The 18174-nt window shown below is 67.2% G+C and carries 15 protein-coding genes; 7 read left to right on the top strand and 8 right to left on the bottom strand.

The features are described from left to right. Positions 1 to 3 precede the first annotated feature (3 nt). Positions 4 to 486, bottom strand: coding sequence for a UPF0262 family protein (locus GRI75_RS02820; RefSeq protein WP_160745398.1), 483 nt, complete (start codon positions 484 to 486; stop codon positions 4 to 6). Between the two features lie 308 nt (positions 487 to 794). On the opposite strand from GRI75_RS02820, the gene GRI75_RS02815 reads away from it, so the two are divergent. After that, entirely contained in the window at positions 795 to 2309 is a 1515-nt protein-coding gene (locus tag GRI75_RS02815; protein ID WP_160745397.1) for a replicative DNA helicase, read from the top strand. A 94-nt stretch (positions 2310 to 2403) separates the two neighbouring features. Then, on the top strand, positions 2404 to 3048 hold the full coding sequence (locus GRI75_RS02810) for a hypothetical protein (protein ID WP_160745396.1): 645 nt from the start codon (positions 2404 to 2406) through the stop codon (positions 3046 to 3048). A 12-nt stretch (positions 3049 to 3060) separates the two neighbouring features. Here the strand turns inward: GRI75_RS02810 and GRI75_RS02805 are convergent, their stop codons facing one another. After that, complete coding sequence (locus GRI75_RS02805; protein WP_160745395.1) at positions 3061 to 4245, bottom strand: phospholipase D-like domain-containing protein; 1185 nt, start codon at positions 4243 to 4245, stop codon at positions 3061 to 3063. Positions 4246 to 4356: 111 nt separating this feature from the next. Here GRI75_RS02805 and rpoZ point away from each other — a divergent pair, with 111 nt between their 5' ends. Then, entirely contained in the window at positions 4357 to 4701 is a 345-nt protein-coding gene (rpoZ, locus tag GRI75_RS02800) for a DNA-directed RNA polymerase subunit omega (protein ID WP_160745394.1), read from the top strand. A gap of 134 nt (positions 4702 to 4835) precedes the next feature. Here the strand turns inward: rpoZ and ftsH are convergent, their stop codons facing one another. Next, a complete protein-coding gene (ftsH, locus tag GRI75_RS02795; RefSeq protein ID WP_160745393.1) occupies positions 4836 to 6785 on the bottom strand; it encodes an ATP-dependent zinc metalloprotease FtsH in 1950 nt (649 codons plus the stop codon). Between the two features lie 428 nt (positions 6786 to 7213). On the opposite strand from ftsH, the gene GRI75_RS02790 reads away from it, so the two are divergent. The 3 genes from GRI75_RS02790 to GRI75_RS02780 are packed head-to-tail and all read left to right on the top strand — an operon-like array spanning position 7214 to position 11659. Beyond that, positions 7214 to 9565 carry a glycosyltransferase gene (locus GRI75_RS02790; protein ID WP_160745532.1) on the top strand — a complete coding sequence of 784 codons (2352 nt, stop codon included), beginning with the start codon at positions 7214 to 7216 and terminating at the stop codon, positions 9563 to 9565. Continuing rightward, on the top strand, positions 9552 to 10829 hold the full coding sequence (locus GRI75_RS02785) for a glycoside hydrolase family 130 protein (protein ID WP_160745392.1): 1278 nt from the start codon (positions 9552 to 9554) through the stop codon (positions 10827 to 10829). The genes GRI75_RS02790 and GRI75_RS02785 overlap by 14 nt, the downstream gene beginning before the upstream one ends. A 17-nt stretch (positions 10830 to 10846) precedes the next feature. Further along, a complete protein-coding gene (locus GRI75_RS02780; protein WP_160745391.1) occupies positions 10847 to 11659 on the top strand; it encodes a class I mannose-6-phosphate isomerase in 813 nt (270 codons plus the stop codon). 222 nt (positions 11660 to 11881) lie between these two features. On the opposite strand, the gene mmsB is transcribed toward GRI75_RS02780, so the two are convergent. From mmsB to GRI75_RS02765, 3 genes are all read right to left on the bottom strand, one after another. Further along, positions 11882 to 12751: a 3-hydroxyisobutyrate dehydrogenase gene (mmsB, locus tag GRI75_RS02775; protein ID WP_160745390.1), complete on the bottom strand. Its 870-nt coding sequence runs from the start codon at positions 12749 to 12751 to the stop codon at positions 11882 to 11884. Between the two features lie 102 nt (positions 12752 to 12853). Next, positions 12854 to 13639 (bottom strand): enoyl-CoA hydratase-related protein, encoded by a 786-nt coding sequence (locus tag GRI75_RS02770; protein ID WP_160745389.1) that lies wholly within the window; start codon positions 13637 to 13639, stop codon positions 12854 to 12856. A 118-nt stretch (positions 13640 to 13757) separates the two neighbouring features. Further along, complete coding sequence (locus GRI75_RS02765) at positions 13758 to 15257, bottom strand: CoA-acylating methylmalonate-semialdehyde dehydrogenase (protein WP_160745388.1); 1500 nt, start codon at positions 15255 to 15257, stop codon at positions 13758 to 13760. Positions 15258 to 15599: 342 nt separating this feature from the next. Between GRI75_RS02765 and GRI75_RS02760 the strand changes: the two genes are divergently transcribed. Further along, positions 15600 to 16547 carry a complex I NDUFA9 subunit family protein gene (locus tag GRI75_RS02760; RefSeq protein WP_160745387.1) on the top strand — a complete coding sequence of 316 codons (948 nt, stop codon included), beginning with the start codon at positions 15600 to 15602 and terminating at the stop codon, positions 16545 to 16547. A 129-nt stretch (positions 16548 to 16676) separates the two neighbouring features. On the opposite strand, the gene GRI75_RS02755 is transcribed toward GRI75_RS02760, so the two are convergent. Continuing rightward, the gene (locus tag GRI75_RS02755; protein ID WP_160745386.1) at positions 16677 to 17153 is read right to left on the bottom strand and encodes an NfeD family protein; all 477 of its coding nucleotides are present in this window, start codon (positions 17151 to 17153) and stop codon (positions 16677 to 16679) included. Further along, on the bottom strand, positions 17153 to 18145 hold the full coding sequence (locus GRI75_RS02750; RefSeq protein WP_160745385.1) for an SPFH domain-containing protein: 993 nt from the start codon (positions 18143 to 18145) through the stop codon (positions 17153 to 17155). Before GRI75_RS02750 ends, GRI75_RS02755 begins: the two co-directional genes overlap by 1 nt. Between the last annotated feature and the right edge of the window lie 29 nt (positions 18146 to 18174).

Below are 18174 nucleotides of genomic sequence, written 5' to 3'. Positions count from 1 at the left end.
CCGTCAGCCCCTGATATGGAGCACGCAGATCAGCGTAAAGAGCCGCCGCGCCGTGGCGAAGTCGGTTTCGACTTTTCCCTCCAGCGCCTCGAGCAATTGCCGCGTCGCCCGGTCGTGGATCGCGCGGCGGGCCATGTCGAGTGTTTCCAGCTCCTGGGCCGAAGCCTTGCGCAACGCCTTGTAGTAGGAATCGCAGATCGCGAAGTATTCCCGCACGACCCGACGGAATCGGGTGAGCCCGAGGCCGATGGTTCCGGCATCGGCGCCCTTCCCGTCGCGCAGCCGCAGGGCCAGCCGCCCTTCCGGCACCGAGAGGTGCAGCGACCACGGCCCGCAATGCCCCGCCGCGGCGGCACGCAAGGGCACGAAGCTGCTGCCCTCCGCAAGGTCCCGCAAAGCCGCCTCCCGCTCCCGCTCGACCTCGTCCGCGCGCTTGAGCACGGTCGATTCGTCGAGCGCGATTTCGGCGATGCGGTTGTCGGCCATGGTCCCGCGTGTTGCAGAGCAGCATGGCGACTGCAAGGCGCGGATATGTTGGGGGTTCACGCGGAGCCGCGAACTTCGATGCGCTCGCGGAGGCGCAGAGGCGCAGAGATTTTTGGATTTACGCAAAGCGTGACAAAATCCCTCTGCGCCTCCGCGCCTCTGCGAGCGCATAAAGACTCCGCGCCCCCGCGTCTCCGCGTGCAACCCTCAGGCCTCACAGCGCTTGTGCCCGCTATCCACAGCCACCCCAAGAAAACTAACGCCGCGCAAGCCTTGATGCTGGCAGGGGACAGGCGCATCACGCGCCGATGCCCGAGCAAGCGACCCTCCTCCGCCCCGAATCCCGTGCCGCCGAAGCCCCCGCGGGCCGCTCCCTGCCGGCCAACCTGGAGGCCGAAGCGGCGTTCATCGGCGCGGTGCTGATCGACAACCGCGTGCTCGAAGAACTGGTCGTTCCGCTGCGGCCCGAGCACTTCTTCGAACCGCTCCACTCGCGCATCTACGAGCGGATCCTGGTCCTGCTCGACAAGCAGATGGTCGTCACCCCGGTGACCCTGAAGCCCTATTTCGAGGCCGACGAGGCCCTCAAGGAGATGGGCGGCACGGCCTATCTCGCGCGGCTTACGGCGGACGGGCAAGGCCTGCTCGCCCCGCGCGAGCTGGCGCAGCAGATCTACGACCTCGCCCTGCTGCGCGAGCTCGTCAGCGTCGGCCGCGAGCTTGTCGAAGGGGCGCTCGACACCTCGGAAGAGGTCGAGCCGATGCGGCAGATCGAGCTGGCGGAAGCCGCACTGTTCCGCGTGGCCGAAGGCGCGACCGGCAGCAGCGAGGCGGAAAGCTTCCGCGGCGCCACCAGCAAGGCGCTGGAGATGATCGAAACGGCGATCAACTCCGGCGGCCACGTCTCCGGCAAGACCACCGGCCTGACCTCGGTGAACGAGAAAGTCGGCGGCCTGCACAACTCGGACCTCATCATCCTCGCCGGGCGCCCCGGCATGGGCAAAACCTCGCTGGCCACCAACATCGCCTTCAACTGCGCCGACCGCCTGCTGCGCGACCGGCAGGACGGGATCGAGAAGTCGATCGGCGCCGGCGTCGCTTTCTTCAGCCTGGAAATGTCGGCCGACCAGCTCGCCACGCGTATCCTGGCGGAGCAGGCCGGCATCTCCTCCGAAGCGCTGCGCATGGGCAAGATCAGCCGCGAGGACTTCCAGCAGCTCAGCTTCGCCAGCCAGCGCCTGGCCGAGCTGCCGCTGTTCATCGACGACACCCCGGCGCTGACGATCGGCGCCCTGCGCACCCGCGCCCGCCGCCTCAAGCGGCGCAACGACATCGGCCTGATCGTGGTCGACTACCTCCAGCTCCTGCAAGGCAGCGGGCGCGCGCAGGACAACCGCGTCAACGAGATCTCCGAAATCAGCCGCGGCCTCAAGACCCTGGCCAAGGAACTCGAGCTGCCGGTGATCGCCCTCTCCCAGCTCAGCCGCGCCGTCGAACAGCGCGAGGACAAGCGCCCGATGCTGTCGGACCTGCGCGAATCCGGCTCGATCGAGCAGGACGCCGACATGGTCTGGTTCGTGTTCCGCGAAGACTACTACGTCGCCTCCCGCGAGCCCAAGCGCCCGGTCGAGAACGACGACATGAAGACCCACGAGCAGCACGCCGCCTGGGCCGCCGAGATGGAGCGCGTCTACGGCCTGGCCGAGCTGATCGTCGCCAAGCAACGCCACGGCGCCACCGGCAAAGTCCGCCTGCGCTTCGAACCCAAGATCACCAAGTTCTCCGACCTCGCCGACGGCGACTACGCGGACGATTACGACTGAGGCCGGAGCCGTGGGTCGGGGCGGCGAAGAAGCTTTCTGCAGCCTTGCGCGCGGGTTCAGGGCTGCGACACGGCCGTTGAGCGATCACCTCTGCATGAAACTGAAGATCACCCTCCTCGCCCTGCTCGCGACCGCCGCGGCGGCCGTCCCGATCTCGCTCAACGCGATGCCCGGTGCCGGAGCATGGGAGATCGGCCCCAATGTGCGTGGGCGGAACTATTCGGTCGGAATGCCCGCACATCCCCGCCCCGGCCCGGGGGGATCGCTGGTGATGGACTTCCCGACCGCCGGCGCCGGAGAGGTGGACGCGCTCACGACGGCGGTCGGCCCCCTCGCCGGAGCACGGCAGATCACCTTGCGCTACCGGATCGATGCGGCCCGGGGCACGCGCTTCGTCGCGGTGGAGTCGCCCAAGCAGCCGGCAACGGTCTCGCTCTACTTCCAGCAGGCGGGCGACAACTGGAGCGCGAAAGGCCGCTATGCATCGTACCGCTGGTACTCGCCGGCACGCGCGGTGGTCCCGCTGAGCCCGGGCGAGCACACGGTGACCGTCCGCTTCGACGACGCCTGGACCAACGTGTACGGCCAGCCCAGCCGGGCGGTACCCGCAGGTTTTGCCGGCGCGCTCCAGAACACCGCGCGGATCGGTCTGGCGTTCGGCTCAGCCGGACTGCGCAGCCACGGCGTCTACGCCACCGGACCCGCCCGCTTCACGCTGCTGAGCCTGGATATCGACTGACCCCGGCGTCCGTCACAGCCCCAGGTTGAGCTTGCGGCTGACGGTGTAGTCCACCACTGAGACCAGGAACCAGCTCACCTGCCAGCGCAGGCGGTTCCAGGGGGTGGCCCATTGGCGGTAGAGCTCCGGGGTCACCTCCAGCGAGGCGGGGAGATGGCCGGTGACGAATTCCCGCATCCGCTCGGCGAGCGCCTTGTCCTCTATGCTCACGACGATCTCGAGGTTGAGATAGAGGCTGCGCATGTCGAAGTTGGCGCTGCCGAGGTAGACCGTGTCGTCGAGCACGATCAGCTTGGTGTGCAGCTTGCAGGGCTGGAACTCCCAGATCCGCGCCCCGGCCTGGAGGAGCTTGCCGTAAAGCGCCCGCGCGGCGCCGATGGTGGCGGCGTTGTCGGACTTGGCGGCCATGATCAGACGCGTCTGCCCTTTGCCGGCGATCCGCGCGATGCGCCGCCGCAGGCGCACCGCGGGCGAGAAGTAGGCCATGACCATGTCGAGCCGCTCGCCCTGGATCAGGTCGCGGCTGACTTCACGCGCCCAGCTGGAGAGGCCCTTCGTCGGGCCGCCGATCAGCAGTTGCACCGGCCCCGGCCCCGCATCCCAGTCTCGCACCCGGCGGCGGATCGTCCGGAACTTGGCCTTGGGATCGCGGGCCCAGGCTTCGAGCTGTTCGAACCACTGCGACACCCGCTCCACCAGCGAGCCTTCGACGGTCAGCGCCAGGTCGTGCCAACCGTCGCCTTCCGATGGAGCGAAATAGCCGTCTTCGATGTTGAACCCGCCGAGCATCGCCACGCGCTCGTCGGCCACGACGATCTTCTGGTGGTTGCGGATCAGGTAGCGCAAGTTCCACTTCGGGCTGAAGCAGCAGTAGCACCCGCCCGCCGCCTCGAACTCGGCGAAGAACCCGTCGTCGGTGGCGGAACCGAAGCTGTCGACGATCAGCGATACGGCAACCCCGCGGCGGGCGGCGGCGGTCAATGCGGTGCGCACCCGCTGCCCGCTTGCGTCGGGCGCGAAGATGTAGAACGCCAGCTTCAGCGAGCGTTCGGCGCCTTCGATCAGCTGCAGCAGCGTGGCCAGCCGGTCCTTGCCGCCGGGGTAGAACGTCAGCGCCTGTCCTTGGGCCTCGATGGAGAACGGCTCCGGGTCGCGATAGGGCTGGGGCGCTTCTGCGCTGGTCGCGGGCCTCTCCATCCTCCTCCCTTAGCACGGCGGCGCGGGTGCGAAACCTTGACTTATCGGCTCTCCGTCCCTAGGTAGCCGCCTTTCCGCACAATGCGTTCATTCTAGTTTCCGGAGTGCCCTATGGCGCGCGTTACCGTCGAAGATTGCGTCGACAAGATCCCCAACCGATTCGACCTGGTCCTGCTCGCCGCCCAGCGTGCGCGCGAGATCTCCGGCGGGGCAGAGCTGACGATCGACCGTGACCGTGACAAGAACCCGGTCGTCGCCCTGCGCGAGATCGCCGAGGAAACGGTCAAGCCGAAGCAGCTGCACGAGAGCGTCGTCCAGTCGCTCCAGCGCGTCCTGCCGGATGACGAGGAAGAGGCCGACGAGATCGGCTCGCTCAGCCAGTCGGCCGAAGCCATGCGCCTTTCGGCTGCGGCTCCGGTCCGTTCGACCTCGGTCGGCGGCGACTACGAGGGCTAAGCCCTCCACCCAGAGATCACCAGGAAGGGCCGCGGCAACGCGGCCCTTTTTCGTTGTGGCGCTGGATTGCCCGGCAAAGAAAAAGGCCGCTTCGCTGACTGGCGAAGCGGCCTTTTCGGTTGAGGTAGTGAGAGCTACGCCCCCTGCGGCGCCGGTCCGCTTTCGCCGGTGAAGCGCTTGCCGGCCTTGGGGATCGACGATCCGCGCACCGGGCGGGCGATCGCCGGGCCCTTGGGCTCGTCCGGGCGGTCGATCTTGCCGTTCTCGAGCAGCTGGCTGATCTCCTCGCCGGTCAGCGTCTCGTACTCGAGCAGCGCCTGCGCCAGCAGGTGGAGCTTGTCCTCCTGGGTCTTGAGCACGTCCCTGGCCCGGTTGTGGGCGTTCTCGACCAGAGTCTTGATCTCGGCGTCGATCAGCTTGTTGGTCTCGTCGGACATGAAAGTACGGTGGCTGCCACTCATGCCGAGATAGCCTTCCTGCTGCTCTTCGTACTGCAGCGGGCCGAGCTTGTCCGACATGCCCCACTTGGTGACCATGTTGCGGGCCAGGTCGGTGGCGTACTTGATGTCCGACGACGCGCCGCTGGAGACCTTGTCGTACCCGAAGATGATCTCCTCGGCCACGCGGCCGCCCATGCTGACCGCCAGGTTGGCGTGCATTTTGTCGCGGTGGTAGGAGTAGTTGTCCCGCTCCGGCAGGCGCATGACCATGCCCAGCGCACGGCCGCGCGGGATGATCGTCGCCTTGTGGATCGGGTCGGACGCCGGCTCGTTGACCGAGACCAGCGCATGGCCCGCCTCGTGGTAGGCAGTCATCTTCTTTTCGTCCTCGGTCATGACCATGCTGCGGCGTTCGGTGCCCATCATGACCTTGTCCTTGGCGTCCTCGAACTCCTGCATCGCCACCAGGCGCTTGTTGCGGCGGGCCGCAAGCAGGGCGGCTTCGTTGACCAAGTTGGCGAGGTCGGCGCCGGAGAAGCCCGGCGTGCCGCGCGCGATCGTGCGGGGATTGACGTCGGGCGCCAGCGGCACCTTCTTCATGTGCACGGCGAGGATCTTCTCGCGGCCTTCGATGTCGGGGATCGGCACCACGACCTGGCGGTCGAAGCGGCCCGGGCGCAGCAGCGCCGGATCGAGCACGTCGGGCCGGTTGGTCGCCGCGATGATGATGATGCCTTCGTTGGCTTCGAAGCCGTCCATCTCGACGAGCAACTGGTTGAGCGTCTGCTCGCGCTCGTCGTTCGAGTTGCCGAGGCCGTGGCCGCGGTGGCGGCCGACGGCGTCGATCTCGTCGATGAACACGATGCACGGCGCGTTCTTCTTGGCCTGCTCGAACATGTCGCGCACGCGGCTGGCGCCGACGCCGACGAACATCTCGACGAAGTCGGAACCGGAGATGGTGAAGAACGGCACGCCCGCCTCGCCGGCGATCGCGCGAGCAAGCAAGGTCTTGCCGGTACCGGGCGAGCCGACCAGCAGCGCGCCCTTGGGGATCTGGCCGCCGAGCTTGGAAAAGCGCTGCGGATCCTTGAGGAACTCGACGATCTCCTCCAGCTCCTCTCGCGCTTCGTCGATGCCGGCGACATCGTCGAACGTCACGCGGCCCTGCTTCTCGGTCAGCATTTTAGCCTTGGACTTGCCGAAGCCCATTGCACCCGAACCGCCGCCCTTCTGCACCTGGCGCAGCGCGAAGAAGGCGACGCCGAGGATCAGCAGGAACGGCAAGGACTGGATGAGGATGTAGGCGAGCACGCTCATCTCCTCCTCCTGCGCGCCCGAATAGCGCACGCCGCCCTCTTCGAGCAGCGCAGTCAGGCCGGCGTCGTTCGCGACCGGGACGGTGGAGAAGGCCTGCCCGTTCTTGAGCGTACCGGTGATCCGGTCGGGCGCGATCTGCACTTCCTCGACCGTGCCTTCAGCCACGCGGTCGCGGAAATCGGAATAGCCGATCTGGGTGCCGGCCGCTTCGCGCGGCCCGCCGAACATCGAAACCACCAGCAGCAGGGCAAGGAAGATACCGCCCCAGACCAGCAGGCTCTTCACCCACGGGTTGGGTTTGTTTTCCGGCTCGCGATTGTCGCTCATCAGGGGAGTCCTACCTTTCCCGGTCAATGTAGGTTCCACGCGGTGAATGGCAAGTTGACGCCGGGCGAATTCACCTCTGCTCATAGCCGCCGCGCCACGCTGCAGCGCGGGCGTGTCAGGACACCAACAAGGTTTGTGGAAAACTCCCGCGCGACTCGGCACGTTGCACTGCGTCGAATCGGAGCAACGGACCGCCGCAACGGCGCGGCGATTTGTCGAACTCGGCGAAGTGGCCGGAAACCAAAGTCTTACTCCGGCATTTGTGACAGGCGGCCACGGCTGGCCGCGCGCCCTGCCGCCGGCGTTACCGGCGTGAACTTGAATTTTTCGTGCGATGCAACATAGCTAATGCTGCAGTGCACAACACGGTCAGGTGCCGGAACTCTTGCGGCTCCGATCGTGTAAACCGTTGTCTGGGAACGACGATGATGCTGGAATCGCACACCCTTGAAACGAAGGCACCACCTGGGAACAGGGGATCGGTCCGTCCGATCTTCACCCTGGCGCCGACACACATAGCGCCGGACCGGCGGGTTGCGCTGGTCGGCAACTTCGCGCCGCGCAAGTGCGGCATCGCCACTTTCACCACCGACATTTTCGAGAAGCTGGCCGAGCACCACCCGGAGATCGCCGTCGACGTCTATGCTCTCGACGATCCGCGCCAGCCGCTCGGCTACGCGAACATCGCGTCCACCATCACTTGCGACGATCCCGAATCCTACGCACGGGCAGCCCGCGCGATCAACGAAAGCGGCGTCGACGCCGTATGGTTGCAGCATGAATACGGCATCTTCGGCGGGCCCGAGGGCGAGATGGTGCTCGACTTCATCGACCGCGTCGCCGCCCCGCTGATCCTCACCCCTCACACTGTCCTGCTCGAGCCCTCGCCGACGCAGCGGCATATCCTGGAACGCCTGGTCCAGCGCGCCAGCCGGATCATGGTGATGAGCTATCACGCACGCGACGTGCTGGTGGAGCGCTATGGCGCACCGCTCGAGATCCTGCAGGTCGTGCCGCACGGCGCGCCCGATCGCCCGTTCGGACGCCAGGAGGAATTCAAGCGGCGCTTCGGCCTGGCCGGCCGCACGGTGATGATGACGTTCGGCCTGCTCGGCCCGGGCAAAGGCCTGGAGAACGCGATCGAGGCCCTGCCGGCGATCGTCGAGCGCCACCCGGAGCTGCTCTACCGCATCGTCGGCGCGACCCATCCCAACCTCGTTGCGCAGGAAGGCGAAGCCTACCGCGAGCGGCTGATGGCGCTCGCCGACGAGCTCGGCGTCGCCGAACACGTGCAGTGGGACAACCGCTTCCTGGAGACGGACGAACTGCTCGACCAGCTCGAAGCCTGCGACATCTACGTCACGCCCTATCCGGGCATGCAGCAGTCGACCTCGGGCACGCTGAGCTATGCCGTGGCCCTGGGCAAGGCGGTGATCTCGACACCCTACCTCCACGCCCGCGAGCTGCTCGCGGACGGGGTCGGCGAACTGGTCGAACCGCAGTCCGCCAGCGCCATCGCGGCGGCCGCCAACCGCCTGCTGGACGACCGCGACCGGCTGCACGCCTTGCAGCGCCGCGCCTATGCCAAAGGCCGCGAGACGATCTGGCCGCGCTTCGCCGACGGGGCCGCGGCACTGGTCGAAAGCGCCATCGCCCGCAGCCCGCGCCCGGCCCCGGTCACCGCCACTCCCGGCATTGCCGGCGTCCTGGCGATGAGCGACTCGACCGGCATGCTGCAGCATTCCATCGGCATCGTGCCCGACCGCTTGCACGGCTATTGCCTCGACGACAACGTCCGCGCGCTGATGCTGATGAACGTGGCCGAAGGCATCGAGCCGCTCCAGCGCCAGCGGTGGAGCCAGACTTACGCCTCCTTCGTGCAGCACGCCTGGAACCCCGAGGCCGGCGGCTTCCGCAACTTCATGCGCTTCGACCGCAGCTGGTGCGAGGATCTCGGTTCTGAGGACTCCAACGGCCGCACCCTGTGGGCGCTGGGCCATACCGTCGAACACTCGCACGATCAGTCGATGATCTACTGGGCTCGGCGCTGGTTCGAAACAGCGCTGCCGCACTGCGCCGACCTCAATTCCCCGCGCGCCATCGCGTTCGCCATGCTCGGCGCCGCTGCCATGCTGCGCAAGGAGCCGGACCATGCCGGATCGCGGACGCTCCTGGCCGGCGGCGCGGACTTCCTCCACCGCCTGCTCGATGCGGAGCGCCGGCCCGACTGGGCCTGGTTCGAAGCGGTGCTCGGTTACGACAACCCGCGGCTGTCGCAGGCGCTGATAGAGGCTGGCCTGGCGCTCGGCGAAGCCCGCTTCACCGACGCGGGGCTCGACAGCCTGTCGTGGATCGCACGCCAGCAGATTGCGGCTGCCGGGCATTTCCGCCCGGTCGGTTCGGATACGTTCGGTCACGATCACACGCGCCTGCCGTTCGACCAGCAGCCGCTGGAAGCCCAGGCGGCCATCGAAGCCGCCGCGACTGCTTACCGCGCCGACCGCGATCCGAAGTGGCAACAACACGCGCAGGCCGCGTGGCGCTGGTTCTTCGGCGCGAACGACCGCGGCGTGGTGCTGGCGGACCTCGCCAGCGGTCGCTGCCGCGACGGCGTCACCCCGCGCGGGGTCAACGAAAATTGTGGAGCGGAATCGATCCTGGCCTTTCAACTCTCCTACTATTCGCTGATAGGCCTGCTGCGTGAGCAGCAGCGCGATTCGACTGGAGAGAGAGTTGTCGGCGAAACGCAACGGGTCGCCGAGCCCTTTGCACATTCTTGACACGAGGCTTCACGCCGATCCCTCGCGCGTAGTCCTGCGCCCGTTCCACCTGGGCTGGCAGGCCAAGAACGCGCGCGGCGGACGGGCGCAGAAGCTGGTCGAAGACATCTGCGCGCTGAGCGAAGACGAGGTGGTCGAGACCTATCGGCGCGTCCACCTCGATTTCGCCGAGCGTCACTGGCAGACCGAGTTGATGTTCGAGGACCGCTTCGCCGAAGTGGCCGAGAAGCTCGAACTCGACCCCACAGCCTATTCGGACACGCGCCGGAAGCTGATCGGGGCCTACTTCTGCCACGAATACACTTATGCCGCGGCGGCGCTGATGAACCCGTCGATCGTGCCGCACCCGGACCAGAGCGGCCTCGGCGAAGGCGCCTGCCGCTTCATCCTGAGCCTGCGCGCAGTCGGCGAAGGGCACATCAGCTCGGTCGCTTTCCGCGAGGGCATCGCCCAGGACGACGGCGAGTTCTCGCTCTGGCCGCAGAGCAGCTTCGCCACTTCGGTGGAGCTCGACGACACCTCGCTGACCGACAGCGACGCGGGCGTGATCGTCCACCGCAATCCGGAATCGAGCCTGTCGAACACCGTGATCTTCCCGATCACCGAGCAGCAGCGCGGCGGGCTCGAGGACTTGCGCCTCGTCCGCTTCGACCACGGCGGCGGCGATTTCGAATGGATCGGCACTTACACCGCCTACTCCGGCAGCTCGATCCGCTCCGAACTGCTGCGTACGGTGGACTTCAAGCGCTTCCTGCTCGAACCGATCGAAGGCCGCGCCGGGCGTAACAAGGGCATGGCGCTGTTTCCGGAGAAAGTCGGCGGCAGGTACGCGATGCTCGGCCGGCAAGACGGCAAGAACCTGTTCCTGCTGAAGTCCGACCGCATCGACCGCTGGGACTCGGAGGGCGAGCTCCTGCTGGAGCCGAAGTACCCGTGGGAGTTCATCCAGATCGGCAACTGCGGCAGCCCCGTGCTGTGTGACGACGGCTGGCTGGTCATCACCCACGGCGTCGGCGCGATGCGCAAGTATGCCCTCGGCTGCGTGCTGCTGGATCGTGACGATCCCTCCAAAGTTATCGGCCGCACCAGGGAACCGATCCTCACGGCGATCGATGCCGACCGTTCGGGCTATGTGCCCAACGTCGTCTACACCTGCGGCGTGTTGAAAGTGGGCGAGCGCCTGCTGGTCCCTTATGGTATATCCGATAGCGCGGTCGGCTTCGCGACGGTGAAGATTGCCGATCTCGTGCAACTGATGCGCTAAGGACGCGTTGGCCAGACATGCTGCTGGAAACCCGTACAGTCGAAAAGCCCTGGGGTAGGGACACCTTGCCCGCCCCGTTCAGCGCAAGCGGCGGCAGGCGGATCGGCGAGATCTGGTTCGAGCCGCCGCAGGACCTGCCGCAACTGCTGGTGAAGTACATCTTCACCTCGGAGAAGCTCTCGGTCCAGGTGCACCCTTCCGATGCTCAAACCGAGGCGAAAGGCCTCGGCCGCCAGGGCAAGGAGGAATGCTGGCTGGTGATCGACGCGGAGCCGGGCGCGGTGCTCGGCATCGGCTTCGACCAGCCGCTGCACGAAGAGACCATGCGCCGGGCCGCGCAGGACGGCAGCATCGAGAACATGCTGACCTGGCATGAGGTCAAGCCCGGCGACTTCTTCTACATCCCCGCCAACACCGTCCACGCGATCGGCGGCGGGGTCAGCATCATCGAAGTGCAGCAGAACTCCGACATCACCTACCGCCTCTACGACTACGGCCGCCCGCGCGAACTGCATCTCGACGAAGGCATGGCCGTGGCCAAAGGCGAGCCTTACGACATGGCGCGGCACCTGGTCCTGCCCGAGACGGGCGACGTTCCGCTGGTGAACGGGCCGTACTTCTGCCTCGACCGCGTCGACGGCGTGCCCGACCGCACGACCGTCGCCCGCTACCACGGCTGCTTGCTCGTCATCCCCCGCGAAGGCACCGCCACCGTCGAAGGCGAACCGGTCGAACCCGGCCAATGCGCGTTGGCCCACTCGCTCGACGACGTGGTATTCGACCCCAACGGCACCTGCCTGATCGCCCAGCCGGTTCGACCGAAGGGTTGAGCCCGCTCAGATCCTCCCCTGCAAGGGGAGGTGGCAGCCCGCAGGGCTGACGGAGGGGTGTTACCCTCTCCGAGACGGCCACACCCCTCCACCACCGCCTTCGGCGGCGGTCCCCCTCCCCCTCCGGGGGAGGATCTACGAACTTAGATCCGTTCGTGGTGAGCCTGTCGAACCACGAGCGCGCAGCCTCTCGTCCTTCGACAAGCTCAGGACGAACGGAAGTCAGATCGTCTTGATGATCGCTGAGAAGTCGAGTGCGCCGTTCCCCGCCGCCTCGAACGCTTCGTAAAGCTGCTTGGCATGGCGGCCCATCTTCGGCTCGGTCCCGGCGGTGTCCGCCGCTTCCATCGCCAGCCTCAGATCCTTCAGCATCAGCGCGGTGGCGAAGCCGCCCTGGTAATCGTTGTCCGCCGGTGTCTGCGGGCCAACGCCGGGGACGGGGCAGTAGCTCGTCACCGACCACGACTGTCCGGAGCTGACAGAGGCGATGTCGTAGAACACCTGCGGATCGAGTCCGAGGCGCTGGGCCATCGCGAAGCCCTCGCAGGTGCCGATCATGTGGATGCCGAGCATCATGTTGTTGCAGATCTTGGCCGCCTGCCCGGCCCCTGGGCCCCCGGCGTGGATCACCGCCTTGCCCATCGGCTGGAGCACGGCCTCGGCGCGCCGGAACGCCTCCTCCCCGCCGCCAACCATGAAAGTCAGCGTGCCCGCCGCTGCCGCGGCGATGCCGCCGGAGACAGGGGCATCGACCATCGCGTACCCGGCATCGGCGGCGATCTGCTCCACCTCCCGCGCGGTGGCGACATCGATGGTCGAGCAGTCGATCAGGATCGCATCGAGCCGCGCGCGGCCGATCACGTGCGCGGTGTAGACCTCCTTCACGATCGCGCCGTTCGGCAGCATCGAAACCACCGCCTCGGCGCCCTCGACCGCTTCCTCGATCGAGCCGAACGTCTCGCAGCCGCTTTCGGCGGCCCGCTGTAGAGCCTCAGCCGAGAGATCGAACGCCCGCACCTCGTGGCCCGCATCGGCGAGGTTCGCGGCCATCCCGCCGCCCATGTTGCCCAGGCCGATGAATGCTATTCTCATTTCAGCGCTCCAATTCCGTCATCCCGGGCTCGACCCGGGATCGCTGGCCTCCTGGTCCGACCAAGGGGCCAGCGGTCCCGGATCGAGTCCGGGACGACGCGGTTATCTGCCCTTCCACTGGCCTTCGCGCTTCTCGACGAAGGCGCGCATCCCCTCCGCTTTGTCCTCGGTGCCGGCGAGGATCTGGAACAGGCGCCGTTCGTGGAGGATGCCCTGGTCGAGCCCGAGCTCGAACGCGGCGTTGACCAGTTCCTTGTTCACCATCGCCGCGAGCGGCGGCATGGCTGCGATCTGCGCGGCGGTCTTCAGCGCGTCCTCCAGCAGGTCCGCCGCCGGCACGACCCGCGCCACGAGACCGGCCCGCTCGGCTTCCTCCGCGCCCATCATCCGGCCGGTGAGGACCATTTCCATCGCCTTGGACTTGCCGATCGCATGAGTCAGCCGCTGGCTGCCGCCCATCCCGGGCGCGACGCCGAGCTTGATCTCCGGCTGGCCGAACTTGGCAGTATCCGCCGCGAGGATGAAGTCGGCCATCATCGCCAGCTCGCACCCGCCGCCGAGCGCGAAGCCGTTCACCGCCGCGATCCACGGCTTGCGGATCTTCCGCGTGAAGTCGCTGGTCCACCTGGAGAAAAAATCCTCGAGGTAGAAATCGGCCATCGGCTTGTCGGCCATCTCCTTGATGTCCGCCCCGGCGGCGAAAGCCTTCTCCCCGCTGCCGGTGACCACCGCGCAGCGCTGACCCGGGTCGGCTTCGAACGCGGCGAAGGCGGCGATCAGTTCGTCCAGCACTTGGGTGTTGAGCGCGTTCAGCGCCTGCGGGCGGTTGAGCGTAACCAGCGTGACGGCGCCGCGCTGCTCGACGAGGATGGTGTGGTATTCGGCCATGGATCTCTCCTTCGTCGTCCCGGACTTGCCTGCCCCTGTGGAAGCAGGGGATCCGGGACCGCTGTATGCCGGGTCCGACCTGGAGGCCAGCGGTCCCGGGTCAGGCCCGGGACGACGCCTACCCCATCGTCGGGATCACGAAAGCATTCTCGCCCGTGACCGAACCATCGGGCCAGCGCTGGGTCACCGTCTTGGTCTTGGTCCAGAAGCGCACGCCGTCCATGCCGTGCTGGTTGTGGTCGCCGAAGGCCGAGCGCTTCCAGCCGCCGAAGCTATGGTAGGCGACCGGCACCGGGATCGGCACGTTGATCCCGACCATGCCGACCTCGACCCGCGCGGCGAACTCGCGCGCGGCGTGGCCGTTGCGCGTGAAGATGGCGACGCCGTTGCCGTACTGGTGCTTCGAGGGGAGCATGACCGCTTCCTCGAAGTCCTTCGCCCGGACGATCTGCAGCACCGGGCCGAAGATCTCGTTACGATAGCTTTCCATGTCCGGCGTGACATGGTCGATCAGCGTCGGGCCGACGAAGAACCCGTCCTCGTGCCCCTGCAGGCGGAAGCCGCGCCCGTCGATCACCAGTTCGCCGCCTTCGGCTTCCGCCGTGGCGATCCAGTCCTCGACCTTCTTCTTGTGCGCGGCGGTGACGACCGGGCCGTAATGCGCTTCCTCGTCCGTCGAGATGCCGACGCGCAGGGCCTGGATCGCCGGGATCAGCTTCTCGCGCAGCCGCTCGGCCGTGTCCTCGCCCACCGGCACCACCACCGGGAGCGCCATGCAGCGTTCGCCGGCCGAGCCGAAGGCGGCTCCGGCGAGATCGTTCACCACCTGGTCCATGTCGGCATCGGGCATCACGATGCCGTGGTTCTTGGCCCCGCCCATCGCCTGCACGCGCTTGCCGGCAGCGACGCCCCGGGAATAGACGTATTGAGCGATGTCGGAAGAGCCGACGAAGCTGACGGCGGCGATATCCGGGTGGTCGAGGATCGCGTCGACCATCTCCTTGTCGCCGTGGACGACCTGGAGGATGCCCTCCGGCCCGCCGGCCTCGCGGAACAGCTCGGCCAGGCGCACCGGCACGCTGGGATCGCGCTCGCTCGGCTTGAGAATGAACGCATTGCCGACGGCGACGGACACGCCGAACATCCACATCGGGATCATCGCCGGGAAGTTGAACGGGGTGATGCCCGCGCCGATGCCGAGCGGCACGCGCATCGAATAGACGTCGATCCCCGGCCCGGCGCCTTCGGTGTACTCGCCCTTCATCGCGTGCGGGATGCCGCAGGCGAACTCGATCACGTCGAGCCCGCGCTGGAGGTCGCCCTTTGCGTCCGCAATGACTTTGCCATGCTCGCTGGAAAGCAGGCGGGCGAGCTCGTCCATGTTCGCCTCGACGAGTTCCTTGAACTTGAACATGACCCGGGCGCGCCGCTGGGGGTTGGTCACCGCCCAGGCGGGCTGCGCCGCCTTCGCCGCCGCCACCGCCCGGTCGAGCTCCGCCTTGCCGCCCAGCGGCACCCGTGCCTGGACCACACCGCTGTTGGGGTCGAAGACCTCTCCGGTGCGCCCGTCCGCCTCTCTCCCGGCGCCCCCGGCGATGAAGTGGTCGATCTGGCGCATGGGTCGTCTCCTTACAGGTGAAACCGCGCAAGCGAACCTGCAACGGTCCGGGAGCATTGGCAAGCACAGGATGCATTTGTTGCGCTATGTTGTTCGAATATTAGCTTGCGCCAAGCCAGCACCACCCCCTCACCCCCTCCTCTGAAGCGGAGGGGGAACAAGGTGCGGTCGGCAAAGCCCCCTCCTCTTCAGAGGAGGGGGTTGGGGGTGGTGGAGGCACCGTGCAACGCCTCCCGATCCGAAAGCCGCACCCATGCTTGCGATGGCGGGCGCCATACGGCATGGCGAGGCCTATCTTTAACGGCGCGGGCCATCCTCCGCGCAGGCTGAATTGGCAGGGACATGGCGACTTACGGACCGCTCGAAAACAAACTCGTGGTGCTGATCGGCGGCAGCGGCTTCGTCGGCAGCCATGTGGTGGAAGAACTGCTCGCGCGCGGGGCGCGCCTGCGCATCGCCAGCCGCCACCCGGAGAAAGCGCACCGCCTGCGGCCGCTCGCCAATCTCGGGCAGATCCAGTTCGCCCGCTGCGACGTCCGGAAGCGGCGCAGCCTCGAAGCGGTGATGCAGGGGGCGGACGCCGCGGTCTACCTCGTCGGCAGCTTCTCCGGCGACCTCGAGGCGCTGCATGCGGAAGGCGCGGGCCATGCGGCCGAAGCCGCGGCGGCCAACGGGATGCAGAGCTTCGTCTATGTCTCCGCGATCGGGGCCGATCCCGAATCCGCCAGCAGCTATGCTTCGACCAAGGCGCGCGGCGAAGAACTGGTCCGCCAGGCCTTCCCCACCGCGACCGTGCTGCGCCCTTCGGTCATGTTCGGCGAGGAGGACAAGTTCGTAAACCTGTTTGCCGGCCTGATCGCCGGTCTGCCGGTCCTGCCGGTGTTCGGGCCCGAAGCGAAGCTGCAGCCGGTGTGGGTCGACGACGCGGCCGAGGCGCTGGTGAACGCGCTGGCCGATCCGGGCCAGCACGGCGGCAAGACCTACGAAATCGCCGGACCCGAACCGATCGCCATGCTCGACCTGCACCGGCGCATCGCCGCCGCCCAGGGGCGGGAGCGCCATCTCGTGCCGATGCCCGATGCCCTTTCGGCGGTCTTCGCCAAGCTGCCGCTCTCGCCGATGAACGCGGACCAGTGGACGATGCTGAAGGCCGGCAGCGTGCCTTCCGGCGAGCATCCGGGCCTCAAGGAACTGGGAGTGGCACCCAAGCCGCTCGACCTGTTCCTGGGCCGCTGGATGAGCCGCTACCGCAAGCACGGCCGCTTCGGCGACAAGCGCTCCCCGGCTTGAGGTCCTTTGTCTCTACCTTGATCCGTTCGTCCTGAGCCTGTCGAAGGACGCCAGCGCGGCGCCAGCGTGGTTCGACAAGCTCACCACGAACTGGAGTGGTTCGATCAAGGCCGAACGAGACCGCTCGCCTCAGCCCGGCTGTGTGCCCTCGTCGCTCAGCAAGGTGAGCGGTTCGACCAGCAGACTGGCCCCATCGCTGCCGACGATGCGCACGCGTTCGCCGGCCGCTACGTCCGGTCCGCGCGCGATCCATTCGCTGTCCCCGAAATGCACGCGGCCACTGCCGTGTTCGATGGCCTGGACGACCAGGGCGGTTTGTCCGACCATCCGCGCGCCGCGGCGATTCATCAGCGGATCGGAACTCTCGATCGGCTTGTCGCGCAGGAATCGCTTGGCGGAGAACGCCAGGATCAGCGCGAGGAAGACGAAGTCGATCACCTGCATAGGCAGCGTCAGGTCGAACAGGCCGGTGAGCACGCCGGTGATGATCGCCGCGATCGCAAGCCAGATCAGGTAGACGCCCGGCACGAGCATCTCGAGCCCGGCGAGCACCAGGCCAAGCGTCAGCCAGACCCAGTGCGCGTCGAGATCGCCGAACCAGTCCATCAACGGCGGTCCGTCGGGGGAACCGTCGCCCGCGGAGCCGACCGCGGCAGCGGCGTGCCGCTATCCGTGGTCACGTCGCCCTTGCTGCCGTCGCCGAGCATCTCGCGGGCGAGTTCGCCGATGCCGCCGAGCGTGCCGATCAGCTGGGTCGCCTCGATCGGGAACAGGATCGTCTTGGCATTTGGGCTTGTGGCGAACTTGCCGATCGCCTTGGTGTATTCCTGGGCGATGAAGTAGTTGATCGCCTGGTTGCCCGACTGGGCGATGGCATTGGAGACCACCTCGGTCGCCCGGGCCTCGGCCTCCGCAGCGCGCTCGCGCGCCTCGGCATCGCGGAAGGCGGCTTCCTTCTTGCCCTCTGCGGACAGGATGGCCGACTGCTTCTCGCCCTCGGCACGCAGGATGCGGCTGGCGCGCTCGCCCTCCGCCTCCAAGATCTCGGCGCGCTTGAGCCGCTCGGCCTTCATCTGCCGGGCCATGGCCTCGGAGATATCCAGCGGCGGGCGGATGTCCTTGATCTCCACCCGGGTGATCTTCACGCCCCACGGGCTGGTCGCATGATCGACCACGCCGAGCAGCCGCGCGTTGATTTCGTCCCGTTTGGACAGGGTCTCGTCGAGGTCCATCGAGCCCATCACCGTGCGCAGGTTGGTGGTCGTGATCGCCATGATCGCGGCATAGAGGTTGTGCACCTCATAGGCCGCCTTGCCCGCGTCGAGCACCTGGAAGAACACCACCGCGTCGACCCCGACCATGGCGTTGTCGCGGGTGATGATCTCCTGCCCCGGGATGTCGAGCACCTGCTCCATTACGTTCACCTTCTGGCCGACGCGGTCGATGAACGGGATGATCAGGTGCAGGCCCGGCTCCGCCGCGAGGGTGAACTTGCCCAGCCGCTCGATCGTGTAGACGTAACCCTGCCGCACGACGCGCACGCCCATCAGCAGGAAGATGACCAGCAGCGCCAGCAAGGCGATCAGAAACGGGCCCATAGCGAACCTCCCCAAAAGATCCAGCCGGG

The sequence above is a fragment of the Croceibacterium soli genome (assembly GCF_009828065.1).
In the GTDB taxonomy this organism is placed as follows: Bacteria; Pseudomonadota; Alphaproteobacteria; order Sphingomonadales; family Sphingomonadaceae; genus Croceibacterium_B; species Croceibacterium_B soli.
This window is presented reverse-complemented; position numbering and strand designations above follow the sequence as displayed.

Excerpts from the sequence above, each read along its gene's own strand:
- GRI75_RS02755 (WP_160745386.1), bottom strand. The coding sequence starts at position 17,153 with ATGGACTGGTTCGGCGATCTCGACGCGCACTGGGTCTGGCTGACGCTT.
- GRI75_RS02810 (WP_160745396.1), top strand. The coding sequence starts at position 2,404 with ATGAAACTGAAGATCACCCTCCTCGCCCTGCTCGCGACCGCCGCGGCG.
- GRI75_RS02805 (WP_160745395.1), bottom strand. The coding sequence starts at position 4,245 with ATGGAGAGGCCCGCGACCAGCGCAGAAGCGCCCCAGCCCTATCGCGAC.
- GRI75_RS02765 (WP_160745388.1), bottom strand. The coding sequence starts at position 15,257 with ATGCGCCAGATCGACCACTTCATCGCCGGGGGCGCCGGGAGAGAGGCG.
- rpoZ (WP_160745394.1), top strand. The coding sequence starts at position 4,357 with ATGGCGCGCGTTACCGTCGAAGATTGCGTCGACAAGATCCCCAACCGA.
- GRI75_RS02820 (WP_160745398.1), bottom strand. The coding sequence starts at position 486 with ATGGCCGACAACCGCATCGCCGAAATCGCGCTCGACGAATCGACCGTG.
- GRI75_RS02780 (WP_160745391.1), top strand. The coding sequence starts at position 10,847 with ATGCTGCTGGAAACCCGTACAGTCGAAAAGCCCTGGGGTAGGGACACC.
- ftsH (WP_160745393.1), bottom strand. The coding sequence starts at position 6,785 with ATGAGCGACAATCGCGAGCCGGAAAACAAACCCAACCCGTGGGTGAAG.
- mmsB (WP_160745390.1), bottom strand. The coding sequence starts at position 12,751 with ATGAGAATAGCATTCATCGGCCTGGGCAACATGGGCGGCGGGATGGCC.
- GRI75_RS02760 (WP_160745387.1), top strand. The coding sequence starts at position 15,600 with ATGGCGACTTACGGACCGCTCGAAAACAAACTCGTGGTGCTGATCGGC.
- GRI75_RS02750 (WP_160745385.1), bottom strand. The coding sequence starts at position 18,145 with ATGGGCCCGTTTCTGATCGCCTTGCTGGCGCTGCTGGTCATCTTCCTG.
- GRI75_RS02770 (WP_160745389.1), bottom strand. The coding sequence starts at position 13,639 with ATGGCCGAATACCACACCATCCTCGTCGAGCAGCGCGGCGCCGTCACG.
- GRI75_RS02815 (WP_160745397.1), top strand. The coding sequence starts at position 795 with ATGCCCGAGCAAGCGACCCTCCTCCGCCCCGAATCCCGTGCCGCCGAA.
- GRI75_RS02790 (WP_160745532.1), top strand. The coding sequence starts at position 7,214 with ATGCTGGAATCGCACACCCTTGAAACGAAGGCACCACCTGGGAACAGG.